Origin of the sequence: Desulfovibrio sp. X2 (assembly GCF_000422205.1) — a bacterium.
Taxonomy (GTDB): Bacteria; Desulfobacterota; Desulfovibrionia; order Desulfovibrionales; family Desulfovibrionaceae; genus Alkalidesulfovibrio.
The window spans coordinates 138,235-153,396 of the sequence record NZ_ATHV01000004.1 but is presented as its reverse complement, the minus strand read 5'-3'; the positions used below and the strand labels follow the sequence as shown (position 1 = coordinate 153,396).

Sequence of the window (15,162 nt, the reverse complement as noted above, 5' to 3'; positions counted from 1 at the left end):
GGAGGTTCGGGGCCGGAAGGGATGGAACACCGCGCGCGGCCGCGTCCCGGGGCGTGTGGGACGGACCGCGCGCGGCGTCCGATGATCTACTCCAGATCGTACTGCCGCAGCTTGCGGTAGAGCGTCTTGCGGCTGATGCCCAGCGTCTCCGCCACCTGGCTGCGGTTGCGGTTGCACAGCTGCATGACCTTGTGGATGTGCTGCCGCTCCACGGCCTCCATGGAGAGGAAGTTGCCCGGGGCCTTCTCCTTGCCGAGAAGCTCCATGGGCAGGACCTGCTCCGTGATCCGGCCGTCCTCCGCGAGGATGATGCTGCGCTCGATGACGTTCCTGAGCTCGCGGATGTTGCCGGGCCACTGGTAGTTGATGAGGCAGTTCATGGCCCCTTCGCTCACCGTGCAGGGCGTGCGCATGGCCATGATGCGGCCCAGGAAGTATTCCACCAGGAGGGGGATGTCCTCCTTGCGCTCGCACAGCGGCGGGATGTGGATGTTGAAGACGTTGATGCGGTGCAGCAGCGCCTCGTGGAAGTTGCCGGACTCCACCTCGGACTGCAGGTTCCGGTTGGTGGCGAAGAGGAAGCGCACGTCGGTCTGGCACTCGTCCTTCTCGCCCACGCGGCGGTACGCCTTGCTCTCCAGCACGCGCAGGAGCGAGCCCTGCACGCCCAGCGGCAGCTCGCCGATCTCGTCCAGGAAGAGGGTGCCGCGGTTGGCGAAGGACATGAGGCCGTCCTGGGCCTCGGTGGCGCCGGTGAAGGCCCCCTTGGCGTGGCCGAAGAGCTCGCTGCGCGCCAGCTCTTTTTGCAGCGTGGCGCAGTTCTTGATGATCAGCGGCTTGTCCGCGCGCTCGCTGTGGGCGTGGATGGCCGCGGCCACCACGTCCTTGCCCGTGCCGGACTCGCCGGTGATGAGCACGGGCACGTCCGTGGGCGCCACCTTCTGGATCAGGAACTGGATCTGCTTGATGGCCTCGGAGCGCCCGACCAGCATGGCGGGCCGCTGGCGGCTCTGGGAGTGCTTGAGGGAGCGGTTCTCGCGCTGCAGGCAGACGCGCTGGTAGGCGCGCTCGATGATGATCTCCACCTCGTCGAGGTTGAAGGGCTTGGTCACGTAGTCGTACGCGCCGAGCTTCATGGCCTCCACGGCGCTGTCGATGTCGCCGTGGCCCGAGATGATGATCACCTCCACGTCCGGGATGCGCTGGCGGAACTCGGCCAAAAGCTCGAGGCCGCTCGAGTCCGGCAGGCGCAGGTCGAGGACCACGACCTCGTACTGGGACTTGCGCACCATGTCGCGGGCCTGGCGGCCCGTGCCCGCGCAGTGCACCGCGCGTTCGGGCGTCGTGAGCTCCTTCTTGAAGAGCTTGACTATGGACTGCTCGTCGTCGACGACGAGGACGTTATACTGGCTGTTCACGTTGCTGTTCCGGATTGACGGGGAGTTTGACCACGAAGTGGGACCCGTTTCCCACCTGGCTGCAGACGATGATCTCGCCGCAGTGTTCCTTGACTATGCCGTAGCACGTGGACAGCCCGATGCCGCTGCCCCGGCCGACGTTCTTCGTGGTGAAGAAGGGCTCGAAGAGCTTGCCCATGTTTTCCTGGGGAATGCCGCACCCGGTGTCCTCCACGGCCAGCTGGACCATGTCCTTCCCGGCCTTCATGGTGCGGATGGTGATGCTGCCCTCGCCCCCCGCCTCCTCGACGGCGTCGCGGGCGTTGATGAGCAGGTTCAGCATGACCTGCTTGAGCTGCGATTCGTCGCCGTAGATGAGCGGCAGGGACTCGCAGAGGTCCAGGCGCAGGTTGATCTCGCGATCCTTGATGCGCAGGATGTTGTGCTGCAGGAGCTTCAGCGTGTCGCCCACGACCACGTTCAGGTCCAGCGGACTGAAGGGCGAGGACTTGGGTCGGCTGAAGGTCAGGAGCGCCTGCACGATGCCCTGGCAGCGGCGGCACTCCTTGAGGATGGTCGCGGCGTAGTCCTCGATGTCCTCGAGCCCGGCCACGTCCTTGTTCTCGATCTTGGAGAGGCGGCGCTTGATGCCCTCGGCGAAGCCGGAGATGGAGGTCAGGGGGTTGTTCACCTCGTGGGCCACGCCCGCGGCCAGCAGGCCGATGGTGGCCATCTTCTCGGCCTGGTAGAACTTGGCCTGGTACTCCTTCTCCATGGTCACGTCGCGCTTGAAGATCAGGATGCGCCGCTGCGTCTTGTCCGGGTTCTGGATGGGCGAGGCCACCATCTCGAACTGGCGGTTGCGCTCGCCGATGGTGAAGATGGCCGTCTCGCGGCAGACCGTGTTGGTCAAAAACGAGTGGTGGGCCGGGCATTCCGGGCAGGGGTGGCGCTCGCCGCGGAAGATGTCGTAGCAGAACCGGCCCACGGGGTTCTTCACGCCGAGCAGGCGATGGAAGACGTGGTTCACGGAGATGATGCGCAGGTCCTCGGAGAGGACCATCATGATGTCCGTGATGCCGTCGAGAATGGCCGCGATCTCCTGGCGGCGCTGCTCGGACTCCTTGTTCGAGGCCTTGAGCTCCTTGAGCTTCTGGCGCAGCTCCTTGAAGAAGCCGAGCTTGCAGTGCTCGATGCCGATGAGGTCTTCGAGGGAGGGTTGCAGTTCGGTCGCCATCACCAGGCCCTCTCGCAGATGGCCAGGAAGTCGTCCTTGCCCGCCGTCCGCGGGTTGGTCAGGTTGCAGGCGTCGCCCACCGCGGCCCCGGCCAGCCGCTCGAAGGACGACTGGTCGGGCAGGATGTCGCGCAGCCTCACAGGCACGGCGAGCTCGGTGAAGAACTCCTGCAGCCGCTCGATGCCCTCGAGCGCGGCCACCTCGTCCGGACACTTGCGGTCGCCGATGATGCAGCGGCCGATGGTGCCCATCTTCTCCGGGCAGGCCGGGGTGTTGAAGCGCATGATCTCCGGCAGCAGGACCGGGTGCACCAGGCCGTGCAGCACGTCGAACATGCCGCCCAGCGAGTGGGCCAGGGCATGGGCCGCGCCGAGCCCGGCGTTGGAGAAGGACATGCCCGCGGCCGTCGAGGCGATGGACAGCTGCTCGAGCGCCTCGATGGAGCGGTCCTCCACGGCGCGCATGAGGTTCGGGATGATCAGGTTGATGGCCAGCAGCGCCTGGTGCGTGGTGAAGGGCGAGGCGATGCGCGAGACGTAGGACTCCACCGCGTGGGAGAAGGCGTCGACGGCCGAGGCGATGATCAGCTCCTGGCTCTTGGTGAGCAGGATGAGCGGGTCGATGATCGAGATGTTGGGCACGAGCGAGCGGCTGATGATGGACATCTTGAGCTGGCGCGCCACGTCCGTGATGATGCAGAACTGCGACATGTCCGAGCCGCTGCCCGCCGTGGTCGGCAGGTAGACCATGGGCGGCAGGGGCCGCATGACGCGGTTCGCGCCCTCGTAGTCGTTGATGCGCCCGCCGTTGCCCGCCAGGATGGCGATGCCCTTGGCCGCGTCGATGGGGCTGCCCCCGCCGATGGCGATGATCACGTCGGCCTTGGCCTCGGTGTAGACCTCGAAGCCCTCGTAGACCTGGTAGTCGCGCGGGTTGGAGTTGACCTCGTTGAAGTAGACCCACTCCACGCTGTTCTCGCGCAGGATGTCCATGACGCGCTCGACCCAGCCCGAGCGCTCGACGCCGGTGTCGCTGATCAGCAGGACGCGCTTGGCGCCCAGCCGCTTGGCGCACTGCGCCACGTGGATGATGCTGCCCCGCCCGAAGATGATCTCGGGGATGGCGAACTTTGTTGCTTGCATTCTGCGGTGTTCCTCACGCCCTGCGGCGGCGTGCCGGGCCCGAGGCTCCCCCCAGTCCGCGCACTCCGATCCGTCCGTCGGGATATTCAGTTATATTCTCTGCATACCCCATCTCGCCGAGGAAGAACAAGGCCTTGTGCAGGAGCGTTCCCAGCGGCTGCCTCCCCGGGGAGGGACGGCCGCACAGCCGCAGAAGCTCCTCCTCGTCGAGGGTGTATTCGTCCTTCAGGGTCCAGATAAGACCGAGCAGCCATTTGGCCAGGGGGCGGGGGCCGAGGCGCAGCCGATCGTGGATGAAGACCAGGGGGCTCGGCATCGCGGCCACGGCCGCCACGACCTCGGGATTGACCTCCACCTGGCAGATGTCGCGCTCCTGGTCGATGACCACGGTGGACAGAAGCTGGGTGTAGGTCTTCACGGACTGTCCGCACAGGGAGAGGCGGCCGTGCTCGATGCGCAGGAGGCTCGCGGCCAGACGGTCGCGCGAGCGTCCCGAGACGCGCCTGCCCAAACGGTGCAGGAAGTCGGGCACCGCGAAGCGCACCGCGCTGCCCGGGCGCTGGCGTTCGATCGCCATCTCCACGCAGCCGAGCAGCACGTCGAGGTCGTCCTGGTCCAGCCGTTCTCCGGTGAAGAGCAGCTCCCAGGCGTCCTCGAGCGTGGCCAGCGTGGTGCTGCCCCCGGCGCGCTGGCGGCGGAAGCGCTGCGCGGCGAAGAGCGGCGAGGCGAGGTACGGACCGGGGCAGCGGAGCATGCCGCCCGGGCCGGAGGCCTGGGGGCGGGCCGGGGAGGTATGGCTGCCGTAGCTGAGCAGATCCAGAGCGTCCGGAATTCTGTAGTCGAAGAACATGCAGGCCCTCCGTGGTTCGGGGCGGCTCTTCGGGACCGGGCCGCCTCGCCGGCCGGGCCGCGCCTCGCGGGGAGGCGCGACCATGGCGACTGCCGGGCACGCGCGGTCAAGGCCGCGCACGTCGTCGCGCATCGCCGCGCGCGGGCCGAGGCCTCTGCGCCCGGCAGGCGCGCCGCTCAGGCGGCGGTGCGCTTGAGCATTTCACCGAGCTGGCGCAGGTGCAGGCGCTCCTCCGCCGCGCAGCGCTTCACGGCCTCGCGCTGCTTTTCGGGCACGAGCTCGGCCATCTCCATGAAGAAGAGCAGCGAGTCCTTCTCGAAGCTCATGGCCATGCGCAGGGCCTCCTCGAGGCTCTTGCACTGTCCGGCCATGTCGTAGCCCTGGGGCCGGGAGAAGAGGGCGTGGGAGTCGAGCAGCGCCTGGACGTAGTCCATGTATTCCTCGTTGCTGCTCCAGGCGGGCAGCTCCACCGGGCCGAGCTGGTCGGCGATGCCCTGGAAGATGCCCTCGTGGCGGGACTCCTCGGTGGCGAAGTACTCGAAGAAGCGCTTGACCTCCTCGTTGTCCGCCGCCCGGGCGAGCGCCTTGTAGAACTCCTGTCCCCGCCGCTCCATTTCCACGGCAGTCGCCGCGATCTCCGCAGCCTTGAAGAATTCGGCCATATCGTCCGTCCTTTCGGGCTCTACAGTTCGTTGGGCAGGTCGCGCAGTTCGGCGTAGGTGAAGACCGGGCCGTCCACGCAGACGTACTTGGTGCCGATGTTGCAGCGGCCGCACAGGCCCACGCCGCACTTCATGCGCTTCTCGAGCGTGGTGTAGATCTGCTCGTCGGCGTAGCCGAGCTTCTTCAGCGCCTGCAGCGTGAACTTGATCATGATCGGCGGGCCGCAGGTGATGGCCACGGCGTTCTCGGGCGAGGGCTCCATCTCGAGCAGCACGTTGGGGATGAGCCCCACGCGGTGCTCCCAGCCCGCGGCCTCGCGGTCGATGGTCAGGACCGTCTCCATGTCGTCGCGGCCCATCCACTCGGGGAGGTCGGCCTTGAAGGCCATGTCCTCGGGGCTGCGCGCGCCGTAGAGCAGCCTGATCTTGCCGTAGTCCTTGCGGTTGTCGAGCATGAAGAGGAGCAGGGTGCGCAGCGGCGCCATGCCGATGCCGCCGCCCACGAAGACGATGTCCTTGCCCTTCATGTCCTCGTACGGGAAGTGGTTGCCCAGGGGGGCGCGCACGCCGACCTTGTCCCCGGCCACGAGGCCGTGCAGGCGGGTGGTCACCTCGCCCGAGCGCATGACGCTGAACTGCAGGTAGTCCATGCGCGTGGGCGAGGAGTTGATGACGAAGGTGGATTCGCCCGTGCCGAACGCCGAGAGCTGGCCCACCTGGCCGGGCTGGAAGGTGAAGGCCTTCATCTTGGCCTCGTCGTCCAGGCGCAGCCGGAAGGTCTTGATGGTCGGGGTCTCCTGGACCGTCTCCAGGATGGTCGCCATCTCGGGCAGATAAGGATTGGACAGGCTGGTCATTACACTGCCTCCTCGGCGGCCTTCTCGGCCTTGGTCGCGGCCCTGGCGATGGCCGCGAGCACGATCTCGCGGATGTCCACGCTCACCGGGCAGCTCTTGATGCACCGTCCGCAGCCGCAGCAGGCGATGGCTCCGCCGTGCAGCGCCGGGTAGTAGCTGAACTTGTGCCCCACGCGGTTCTTCAGGCGGTGCGCCTTGGTCGGCCTCGGGTTGTGGCCGCTGGCCTCCAGCGTGAACTGGAAGGACATGCAGTTGTCCCAGGAGCGGATCCTGCGCCCGGAAAGGCCCTTGGCCTCGTCCGTGATGTTGAAGCAGTAGCAGGTCGGGCAGAGGTAAGTGCAGGCGCCGCAGCTGATGCACTTGGCCGACATGTCCTGCCAGAACTCCAGGTCGTCGAAGACGTCCATGAGGCTCTGCGTGGAGGCGGCGAGGTCCGGGGCCGGGGAGCGCTTCTCGAGCTCCTCGCGCGCCTTCGCGCGCACGGCCTCGGCCTCGGCCACGCGGTCGTCGCCCGGGACCAGCACGGAGTTGCGCACCAGCGCCTCGCCCCGCTCGGTCACGGGCTCCACGAGGTAGCCGCCCTCCACCGGGGTGAGCAGCATGTCCGAGCCAGAGGCGTCGTCCGGGCCGGAGCCGACCCAGTTGCAGAAGCAGGTGTTGCCGGACTCGCCGCAGGCCATGGTCACGAACAGGGTGTTCTGCCTGCGCGCGGCGTAGTACGGATCGGTCAGCTTGTCCGTGGAGTAGACGCGGTCGTAGGTCAGGAAGCCCCGCACGCCGCAGGGCCGCGCGCCGAACACGAGGCGGCGGTGCCGGGGCATGGTCACCTCGAGCTGCACGTCCACCTTGCCCGGATCCTCGGGGTCCTTCACGCGCGAGTAGCGCAGAAGCTCCTGCTCGGCCGGGAAGACCGCGCTTTTCGGCGGGCAGGTGGCGTCGCGGGTGAAGACCGCGGATGCGGTCATCTCCTCGGCCTTCTCGGGGTCGAGGGGGGAGAAGACCACGGCGTCGCCGCGGGCCTGGGGAAGCAGCACGATATGGTCGCCCGCCAGCTCCTTGAGCCAGGCGGCGAGCTTGTCCTTGGGAAGAAACGCGGCAGTGCCCATTACCACCTCCGCTCCTTGATGTTGGCTTCTTCCACCTGGAAGGTGGAGAGCGGAGGCGTCGCCTTGGCGTCGAGCCCCGCCTGGTAGTCGAAGAGCTCCCGGATCACCCGGTCCATCTTGCGGCGCAGCGCCAGGATGGGGATGTCCACGGGGCAGGCCCGCTGGCATTCGCCGCACTGGATGCAGCGCCCGGCCAGGTGCATGGTGTGGATCAGCTGGAACATCAGCTTCTCGCGGGGCGTATCCTCCTGCGTCAGCCAGTGCGGGTCGCGGCTCTGGGCGATGCAGTGGTCGCGGCACACGCACATGGGGCAGGCGTTGCGGCAGGCGTAGCAGCGGATGCAGCGTTCCATCTGCTTGGCCCAGTAGGTCATGAGCTCGGCCGGGGCCATGGCTTCCAGCATGGCCAGCTCGTCGCCGCCGAGGTCCGCGCCGGTGGAGGGCGGCAGGGGGTCGCCCTCGAAATGGTCGGGCTCGATGGCGTTGTGGAACTGGCAGACCAGGCACTTGTCCGCGGCGATCTCGTCGCGCGGCATGCTGACCTCGCCCTCGGGGGTGGTGGCCACGAGGGCGGCGTCGTCGATGGTGACGCCGCTCACGCGCTCGAGGTCGCCCACCTTGCGCCGGATTTTGGTCAGGTCGACCACGCCGGAGCAGGGCATGCCGAAGAGGACCAGATTCTCACGCTCGACGAGGTTCTCCTGGAGAAGCTCGATCACGCCGCGGCTGTCGCAGCCCTTGAGCACGATGCCCACCTTCTTGCCCTTGAGGCTCGGCAGGTAGGTGCTCAGGTTGTGCACGCACAGCGGGTTCCAGATGAGCCTGTCCACGTCCTCGGGGGTGCGCATGAACAGCGGTGTGGCGTGCAGGGAATCGAAGCCCTGCTGCCAGCCGATCACGTAGTCGAGGTCGGGCAGCGCCTGTTTGATCTTTTCCTTGAGGGCGTCAAATGGCGACACTGGAGCCTCCCTTGTCTTGCGCGGTCTCGCCGCAGGCCCCGAAGATGGCGTTGGCCGGAGAGGGGCCGAGGGCGTGCACCTGTTCGGTGAAGCGCTGCACCACCTGCTGCCAGCGCTGGCCCTCGGAGGCCGAGACCCAGGTGTACTCGAAGCGGCCGGGCTCCACGCCGATGATGGGCAGGAAGCGCTTCAGCGCCTCGAGCCTGCGGCGGGCGAGCAGGTTGCCGCTCGTGTAGTGGCAGTCGCGGGGGTGGCAGCCGGAGACCAGCACGCCGTCCGCGCCGGACAGCAGCGTCTTGACGATGAACAGGGGGTCGATGCGGCCCGAGCAGGGCACGCGGATGATCCGCAGGTCCGTGGGCTGCGTGAAGCGGCCCACGCCGGCGGTGTCGGCCCCGCCGTAGGAGCACCAGTTGCAGAGGAAGCCGACGATGCGCAGCTCCTTGCCGGCTAAGATTGGCATAACGCGTTCACCTCCGCGAGGATCTGGTTGTCGGTGAAGTGCGAGAGCTGGATCGCGCCCTGCGGACAGGTCGAGGTGCAGATGCCGCAGCCCTGGCAGACGGTCTCGATGACCTCGGCCTTGGGCTCGCCGCGGAAGTCCACGCTCTTGATCGCGCCGAAGGGGCAGGTGGCGATGCATTTGCCGCAGCCCACGCAGCGCTTGATGTCCACCTGGGAGATCTGCGGGTCGCTCTCGAGCTTGTCCTTGGAGAAGAGGCCGAGGACCTTGGAGGCGGCGGCGCTGCCCTGGCCCACCGAGGACGGGATGTCCTTGGGCCCCTGGCAGGATCCGGCCAGGTAGACGCCCGCGGTGTTGGTCTCCACCGGGCGCAGCTTGACGTGGCTCTCCATGAAGAAGCCGTACTTGTCGTACGAGATGCGCAGCTTCTCGGCGAGCTGGGGCGAGCCCTTGGCCGCCTCGGCGCCCACCGCGAGGACCACGAGGTCGGCCTCGACCTCGACCTGCTGGCCGAGCAGCGTGTCCACGCCGCGCACCACCAGCACGTCGCCGCCTTCCTTCTTCTTGGGGTAGATCATGGACACGCGGCCGCGCACGTAGCGGGCCCCGTACTCCTCCATGGCCCGGCGGGTGAACTCGTCGTAGAGCTTCCCCGGGGCGCGGATGTCCATGTAGAAGACGTAGGACTGGGACTCGGGCAGGTGGTCCTTGGTCAGGATGGCCTGCTTGGCCGTGTACATGCAGCAGAAGCCCGTGCAGTAGGGCCGGTCCACGGACTTGTCGCGCGAGCCCACGCACTGGATGAAGACGATGTTCTTCGGCTCCTTGCCGTCCGAGGGGCGCTTGATGTGTCCGCCCGTGGGGCCGGAGGCCGAGAGCAGGCGCTCGTACTGCAGCGAGGTGATGACGTCCGGATAGCGGCCGCCGCCGTACTCGCCGTACTTGGTGTAGTCGAAGAGGTCGTAGCCCGTGGCGGCCACGATGGCGCCGACCTTCTCGGTCACGATCTCGTCTTCCATGTCGTAGCGGATGGCGCCGCTCGGGCAGACCTTGGCGCACACGCCGCACTTGCCCTTGATGAACTGGCGGCAGAACTTGGGATCGATGACCGCCTTCTTGGGAATGGCCTGGGGGAAGGGGATGTTGATGGCCGTGGTCTGGCCCACGCCCTCGTTGAAGGCGTCGTGCGACTTCTTGCTCGGGCACTTCTCCATGCACAGGCCGCAGCCGGTGCACAGGCTCCAGTCGACGTAGGCCGCCTTCTTGCGGATCTTGACCTCGAAGTTGCCCACGTAGCCGCCGATCTCCTCGATTTCGGAGTAGGCGTAGAGCGAGATCTTGTCGTTCTGGGAGACGTCCACCATCTTCGGCCCGAGGATGCAGCTCGAGCAGTCGACCGTGGGGAAGGTCTTGTCCAGCTTGGCCATCTTGCCGCCGATGGTCGAGCTCTTCTCGACCAGGACGACGTCGAGGCCGCCCTCGGCGCAGTCGAGCGCGGCCTGGATGCCGGCCACGCCGCCGCCGATGACCAGCACGCGCTTGGTCACCTCGAAGCTCTTGGGGAAGAGCGCGCGGTCCTGGCGCAGCTTCTCCACGGCCAGGCGCACGAGCTCGGCGGCCTTGTTGGTGTTGGCCTCGCGGTTCTTGCCGATCCAGGAGACGTGCTCACGGATGTTGGCCATCTCGAGCATGTAGCGGTTGAGCCCGGCTCGCTCCACGGCGCGGCGGAAGGTCGGCTCGTGCATGCGCGGGCTGCAGGAGGCCACGACCACGCCGTCCAGCCCCTTGCCGCGCACGGTATCGATGATCGCGTCCTGTCCCGGTTCGGAACACGCGTACATGACGTCCGTGGCGAAGGCCACGTCCGGATAGCTCCTGGCTGCCTCGGCCACCGCGGCGGTGTCCACCGTGGCCTCGATGTTGCTGCCGCAATGGCAGACGAAAACGCCTATCTTCATGCTTTTCTCCCGTCCGTTCTCAGTCGTTTGCCGCCTTGGCGGGTTTGTTGAGAGCGGCTCGCAGAATAGCTCTAGGGTCCACACAGAGTTTGTCCAGCCCGAGCTGCCGTTCCGGCAGTCCCAGGGCCAGGCCCATGAGCTGGGTGTAGTAGAGTACCGGCATGTGGTAGTGCGTGCCGTTCGCCTGGTTGATCTGCTCCTGGCGCAGGTCCAGGTTCATCTGGCACAGCGGGCAGGCCGCCACGATCACGTCCGCGCCGAGCCCCGCGGCCGCGCCCAGGAGCTTGCCCGAGAGCTTGGCCACGATGTCCTTCCTGGCCACGCCGTAGGAGGCGCCGCAGCACTCCACCTTGAGCGGGAAGGGCAGGACCTCCGCGCCGAGCGCGGCGAGGATGTCGTCCAGCGCCATGGGGTTCTCCGGATCGTCGAACTCCATGACCTCGGGCGGGCGGTTCATGATGCAGCCGTAGTACGGCGCCACCTTGAGCCCGGAGAGCGGCTTCACCACCCGCTTCGCCAGCTCTTCCGCGCCCAGGTCCTCGACCAGCACCTGGAGCACCGACTTGGTGTCCACGGTGTTGTCGTACGGCGCGTCGAGCAGGGCGTTGACCTTCTCCTTGAACGCCTCCTTGGCCATGCGGTGGCTCGCGGTGCGCAGGTTGGTCAGGCAGCTCGGGCAGGGGGTCACGGCCGTCTTCTGGCCCATGGACTCGATCTTGGCCAGGTTGCGGGCGGAGAGCGCCGCGCTCAGCACGTGGTCCACGGTGTGGGCCGGCGTGGAGCCGCAGCAGCTCCAGTCCTCGATGTCGATGAGGGTGATGCCCAGGGCCTTGCATACGGCCCGGGTGCTCTGGTCGTACTCCTTGGACGTGCCCATTCCCGAGCAGCCGGGGTAGTAGGCGTAGGACAGCGCTTGGCTCATGATCTGCTCCTGGCCTGGTAGCGTTCGAAAATTTTGCGCACCTCGTCCTTGCCCTGGATGTCGTGCGGCGTGAACGGGAGCTTGCCCTTGGGCAGCATGCGCGGGGCCAGGTCCACGTCGGTCCAGAAACGGCCCGTGCGCGTCACGAAGGCGGCCACGAGTCCCATCTCGAAGACCCTGCCATGCTTGCGCATGGAATCGAGGAAGCAGTCCCAGAAGGTCTTCACGCCCTTTTCGGTGGCGTAGCCTTCACGGCGGGCCATGTGGCGCATCACGTCCATGACGCGGGCCACGTCGATGTTGTTGGGGCAGCGCGTGGTGCAGCTCTCGCAGGTGGCGCACAGCCAGAGCGAGCGGGCGCTGAGCGCCTGCCGCTTCCGGCCCGCCTGGACGAGGCGCATCATCTGGCTCACGGGGATGTCGTAGACGAAGGTGTACGGACAGCCGGCCGTGCAGTTACCGCACTGGTAGCACAGGGCCAGGTTCTGTTCGCTCTCTTCCTGGACCTTGGCCACGAAATCCGCGTCGTAGGCCTCGTGCAAGTTGATCGTTTGCATCGCTTGGTTCGCCGTCTGTTTGGGGTTTTCAAGGACGCCGGCCCGGGGAGGCGGTCGGCGCATCTCCTCGGGCCGGCGGGGAGGCGGCGCACCGCCTCCCGGGGGTATGAGCTTACATGGCGGCCTTGTAAATGGCGACCACGTCGGCATCCTTGGGGCACCGCGGGTTGGTGAAGCCGCAGGCGTCCTTCTGGGCGTTCTTGGTCATGGTCTCGATGTCCTTCTCCTGGACATTCTTGCCGTAGCGCTTGCCGAGCTCGACGAGGCCGGCCGGGATGCCGACGTCGGCGGACAGCTGCTTGATGGCGTCGAGGCAGACCTCGGCGGCCGCGCGCTTGGACATGCCCTTGATGTTCTCGCCCATGATCTGGGCCATCTTGGCGAAGCGCTCAACGCGGGCGATGAGGTTGAACTTCTCGACGTGCGGCAGCAGGATGGCGTTGCACTCGCCGTGCGGCAGGTCGTAGAAGCCGCCCAGCTGGTGGGCCATGGCGTGCACGTGGCCGAGGCTGGCGTTGTTGAAGGCCATGCCGGCCAGGTACTGGGCGAAGCACATGCCCTCGCGCGCCTCGATGTCGGCGCCGTTGGCCACGGCCTTGCGCAGGTACTTGAAGATCAGCTCGATGGACTTCTCGGCGCAGGCGTCCGTCATCGGCGTGGCGATGGTGGACACGTAGGCCTCGACGGCGTGCGTCAGGGCGTCCATGCCGGTGGCGGCGGTCAGCGCCGGGGGCATGCCGACCATCAGGACGGGATCGTCGATGGCGATGTTCGGGGTCACGCGCCAGTCGACGATGGCCATCTTCACGTGGCGGGAGAGGTCCGTGATGATGCAGAAGCGGGTCATCTCGGAGGCGGTGCCGGCCGTGGTGTTCACGGCGAGGTACGGGGGCAGGGGCTTGGTGGACTTGTCCACGCCCTCGTAGTCATGGATCTTGCCGCCGTTGGACACGACGAGGCCGATGCCCTTGCCGCAGTCGTGCGAAGAACCGCCGCCCAGGGTGATCAGGCTGTCGCACTTGTTCTTCTTGTAGACTTCGACGCCGGCATGGACGTTCTCGTCGGTCGGGTTCGGGATGGTGTCGCTGTACACCTGGTACTTCATCTTGGCGGCGTCGAGCAGATCGGTGATCTGTTTCAGGATGCCGCTCTTCACGATGCCCTGGTCGGTGACGATGAGCGGCTTGCTGCCGCCCAGCGCCGTGATCTTCTCCGGAATCGCTTTGGAAGCGCCGATGCCGATCAGGGTAACGCTGGGAATGAAGAACCCGTAAACTTCTTCTCTGACTGCCATGTCCGCCATCTCCTTGGGGTAGAAGTTAGTGGAGGGGGTGGGCCCTCCGTCCGGTTGCCCCCCAAGAAGGCAACTTCCGGGCCAAACAAAAAAGTCTGTAAAATCAGCAGGCTGATTTTTTTCGATATTTCAAAGTGTCCCTCGCTGAGTCTTTCGACCTCGCAAAGGGGGGATTTTCGTCCTCCGAATGCCTTCGCAGCGGTTTCTTCTGCTGAATAAAAATCAATGAATCAGGTGTGCTGAGGCATGATGGGACAAAAAGATACACTTTTGCCGAGGGAAGGGACAAGAGGACACACTCGAATTTTTTCCATTGCGCTGCAGCGATCTCTCAGGGGTACAGGGTCAAATTGACCCAATCAAGCCTTTTTTCTGGCGCATTTTGACCGTTGATATCTAACCATCTGAAATGACTTTTCAAAGGTTATGCCTTGCGGGGCATATGCCAGATCGGGCAGTATGGGGGGGGTAAATTTGTCTTTGCCGCGCGGGCGGAAAATTTCAAGTGTTTTCTAATGCATCACATTTATTTGTTTTTTTTCGTGGCGCAGTCTTTGCTCTTTTGCTCGGCGTCGCACCGACCGTGGGCCTTCGGCCCGGCCGGTGAAAGCGCCCCGCGCGGACAAACCACCAAAGGAGCACACATGCAACCGTCCAAGGGAATGACGGCCATCCCCGTCCAGGACGCCGTTGGCACCGTGCTGTGTCACGACATCACCCGCATCGTTCCCGGAGAGAGCAAGGGCGCGGCCTTCCGCAAGGGCCACGTCATCACCGGAGACGACGTGGAGGCCCTGCTCAAGCTCGGCAAGGAGCACATCTACGTCTTCGCGCCCGGCCAGGGGCTGGTGCACGAGGACGACGCCGCCATGCGCATCGCCCGGGCCGCCGTCGGCCAGGGGCTGCGCTTCTCCGCGCCCTGCGAGGGGCGCGTCAACATGATCGCGGACGTGCACGGGCTGCTCAGCGTGAACGTCGACGCCCTGCGCCGGATCAACAGCATCGACGAGATGGCCTTCGCCTCCCTGCACACCCGGCAGGAGGTCGAGCCGGGGCGTCCCGTTGCGGGCGCGCGCGTCATCCCCCTCATGGTCGAGGAGGACAAAATGCGCCAGGTCGAAGCCCTGTGCGCCGCGGCCGGACCCGTCATCCAGGTCAAGCCCTTCCGCTCCCTGCGGGTCGGAATGGTGACGACCGGCAGCGAGGTCTACCACGGCCGCATCAAGGACAAGTTCGGCCCGGTGCTGAAAAGGAAGTTCGAGCATCTCGGCAGCCGCATCCTCCGCCAGATCATCGTCTCGGACGACGTGGCCATGACCGTCTCCGCCATCCACCAGCTCCTGGTCGAGGGCGCGCAGATGATCGTGGTCACCGGCGGCATGTCCGTGGACCCGGACGACCAGACGCCCACCTCCATCCGCGAGGCGGGCGGCAAGCTCACGGCCTACGGCGCTCCGGTCCTGCCCGGCGCCATGTTCCTGCTGGCCCACATCGGAACCGTGCCCGTGCTCGGTCTGCCGGGCTGCGTCATGTACCACAAGGCCAGCATCTTCGATCTCGTGGTGCCCCGCCTCCTGGCCGGGGAAGAGGTGACCCGCGAGGACCTTGCGGGCCTCGGACACGGCGGCTTCTGCGCCGCCTGCCCCGAGTGCCGCTACCCCGTCTGCCCCTTCGGAAAGGGAAGCTGACCGGTTTTCAGAGGACGTACGAGGTGTGTCACATCCTGCCGCAGGATGGAGTGTAACTTCAATACCATAT

Annotated in this window: 14 protein-coding genes; 1 reads left to right on the top strand and 13 read right to left on the bottom strand. The window is 66.3% G+C overall.

From position 1 onward, the window contains the following. Positions 1–86: 86 nt before the first annotated feature. The 13 genes from DSX2_RS02175 to DSX2_RS02115 all read right to left on the bottom strand — a co-directional run bounded on the left by DSX2_RS02175 (position 87) and on the right by DSX2_RS02115 (position 13,404). Positions 87–1,418 (bottom strand): sigma-54 dependent transcriptional regulator, encoded by a 1,332-nt coding sequence (locus DSX2_RS02175; protein ID WP_020879393.1) that lies wholly within the window; start codon positions 1,416–1,418, stop codon positions 87–89. Further along, entirely contained in the window at positions 1,402–2,634 is a 1,233-nt protein-coding gene (locus DSX2_RS02170) for a nitrogen regulation protein NR(II) (RefSeq protein WP_020879392.1), read from the bottom strand. The genes DSX2_RS02175 and DSX2_RS02170 overlap by 17 nt, the downstream gene beginning before the upstream one ends. Next, positions 2,634–3,776 (bottom strand): iron-containing alcohol dehydrogenase, encoded by a 1,143-nt coding sequence (locus DSX2_RS02165; RefSeq protein WP_020879391.1) that lies wholly within the window; start codon positions 3,774–3,776, stop codon positions 2,634–2,636. Before DSX2_RS02165 ends, DSX2_RS02170 begins: the two co-directional genes overlap by 1 nt. Positions 3,777–3,789: 13 nt before the next feature. Next, positions 3,790–4,626: a hypothetical protein gene (locus tag DSX2_RS02160; RefSeq protein ID WP_020879390.1), complete on the bottom strand. Its 837-nt coding sequence runs from the start codon at positions 4,624–4,626 to the stop codon at positions 3,790–3,792. A 176-nt stretch (positions 4,627–4,802) separates the two neighbouring features. Further along, complete coding sequence (locus DSX2_RS02155) at positions 4,803–5,288, bottom strand: ferritin family protein (protein WP_020879389.1); 486 nt, start codon at positions 5,286–5,288, stop codon at positions 4,803–4,805. 20 nt (positions 5,289–5,308) lie between these two features. Then, complete coding sequence (locus DSX2_RS02150; protein ID WP_020879388.1) at positions 5,309–6,145, bottom strand: FAD/NAD(P)-binding protein; 837 nt, start codon at positions 6,143–6,145, stop codon at positions 5,309–5,311. Next, positions 6,145–7,251 (bottom strand): 4Fe-4S dicluster domain-containing protein, encoded by a 1,107-nt coding sequence (locus DSX2_RS02145; protein ID WP_020879387.1) that lies wholly within the window; start codon positions 7,249–7,251, stop codon positions 6,145–6,147. The genes DSX2_RS02150 and DSX2_RS02145 overlap by 1 nt, the downstream gene beginning before the upstream one ends. After that, positions 7,251–8,210, bottom strand: coding sequence for a 4Fe-4S dicluster domain-containing protein (locus DSX2_RS02140; RefSeq protein WP_020879386.1), 960 nt, complete (start codon positions 8,208–8,210; stop codon positions 7,251–7,253). Before DSX2_RS02140 ends, DSX2_RS02145 begins: the two co-directional genes overlap by 1 nt. Continuing rightward, complete coding sequence (locus DSX2_RS02135) at positions 8,197–8,673, bottom strand: hydrogenase iron-sulfur subunit (protein ID WP_020879385.1); 477 nt, start codon at positions 8,671–8,673, stop codon at positions 8,197–8,199. Before DSX2_RS02135 ends, DSX2_RS02140 begins: the two co-directional genes overlap by 14 nt. Further along, positions 8,661–10,631, bottom strand: a complete 1,971-nt coding sequence (locus DSX2_RS02130) for a CoB--CoM heterodisulfide reductase iron-sulfur subunit A family protein (protein WP_020879384.1) — start codon at positions 10,629–10,631, stop codon at positions 8,661–8,663. The genes DSX2_RS02135 and DSX2_RS02130 overlap by 13 nt, the downstream gene beginning before the upstream one ends. Before the next feature lie 19 nt (positions 10,632–10,650). Next, positions 10,651–11,553, bottom strand: a complete 903-nt coding sequence (locus DSX2_RS02125) for a CoB--CoM heterodisulfide reductase iron-sulfur subunit B family protein (protein ID WP_020879383.1) — start codon at positions 11,551–11,553, stop codon at positions 10,651–10,653. Continuing rightward, positions 11,550–12,110 carry a 4Fe-4S dicluster domain-containing protein gene (locus tag DSX2_RS02120; protein WP_020879382.1) on the bottom strand — a complete coding sequence of 187 codons (561 nt, stop codon included), beginning with the start codon at positions 12,108–12,110 and terminating at the stop codon, positions 11,550–11,552. The genes DSX2_RS02125 and DSX2_RS02120 overlap by 4 nt, the downstream gene beginning before the upstream one ends. A gap of 112 nt (positions 12,111–12,222) precedes the next feature. Further along, positions 12,223–13,404: an iron-containing alcohol dehydrogenase gene (locus DSX2_RS02115; RefSeq protein ID WP_020879381.1), complete on the bottom strand. Its 1,182-nt coding sequence runs from the start codon at positions 13,402–13,404 to the stop codon at positions 12,223–12,225. 662 nt (positions 13,405–14,066) lie between these two features. Between DSX2_RS02115 and DSX2_RS02110 the strand changes: the two genes are divergently transcribed. Continuing rightward, positions 14,067–15,092, top strand: coding sequence for a molybdopterin-binding protein (locus tag DSX2_RS02110; RefSeq protein ID WP_035040185.1), 1,026 nt, complete (start codon positions 14,067–14,069; stop codon positions 15,090–15,092). Positions 15,093–15,162 lie beyond the last annotated feature (70 nt).

Bases quoted from the DNA above. Each gene is read 5' to 3' on its own strand.
- DSX2_RS02145 (WP_020879387.1), bottom strand. From the start codon at position 7,251: ATGGGCACTGCCGCGTTTCTTCCCAAGGACAAGCTCGCCGCCTGGCTC.
- DSX2_RS02110 (WP_035040185.1), top strand. From the start codon at position 14,067: ATGACGGCCATCCCCGTCCAGGACGCCGTTGGCACCGTGCTGTGTCAC.
- DSX2_RS02170 (WP_020879392.1), bottom strand. From the start codon at position 2,634: ATGGCGACCGAACTGCAACCCTCCCTCGAAGACCTCATCGGCATCGAG.
- DSX2_RS02135 (WP_020879385.1), bottom strand. From the start codon at position 8,673: ATGCCAATCTTAGCCGGCAAGGAGCTGCGCATCGTCGGCTTCCTCTGC.
- DSX2_RS02130 (WP_020879384.1), bottom strand. From the start codon at position 10,631: ATGAAGATAGGCGTTTTCGTCTGCCATTGCGGCAGCAACATCGAGGCC.
- DSX2_RS02115 (WP_020879381.1), bottom strand. From the start codon at position 13,404: ATGGCAGTCAGAGAAGAAGTTTACGGGTTCTTCATTCCCAGCGTTACC.
- DSX2_RS02155 (WP_020879389.1), bottom strand. From the start codon at position 5,288: ATGGCCGAATTCTTCAAGGCTGCGGAGATCGCGGCGACTGCCGTGGAA.
- DSX2_RS02165 (WP_020879391.1), bottom strand. From the start codon at position 3,776: ATGCAAGCAACAAAGTTCGCCATCCCCGAGATCATCTTCGGGCGGGGC.
- DSX2_RS02125 (WP_020879383.1), bottom strand. From the start codon at position 11,553: ATGAGCCAAGCGCTGTCCTACGCCTACTACCCCGGCTGCTCGGGAATG.
- DSX2_RS02120 (WP_020879382.1), bottom strand. From the start codon at position 12,110: ATGCAAACGATCAACTTGCACGAGGCCTACGACGCGGATTTCGTGGCC.
- DSX2_RS02160 (WP_020879390.1), bottom strand. From the start codon at position 4,626: ATGTTCTTCGACTACAGAATTCCGGACGCTCTGGATCTGCTCAGCTAC.
- DSX2_RS02150 (WP_020879388.1), bottom strand. From the start codon at position 6,145: ATGACCAGCCTGTCCAATCCTTATCTGCCCGAGATGGCGACCATCCTG.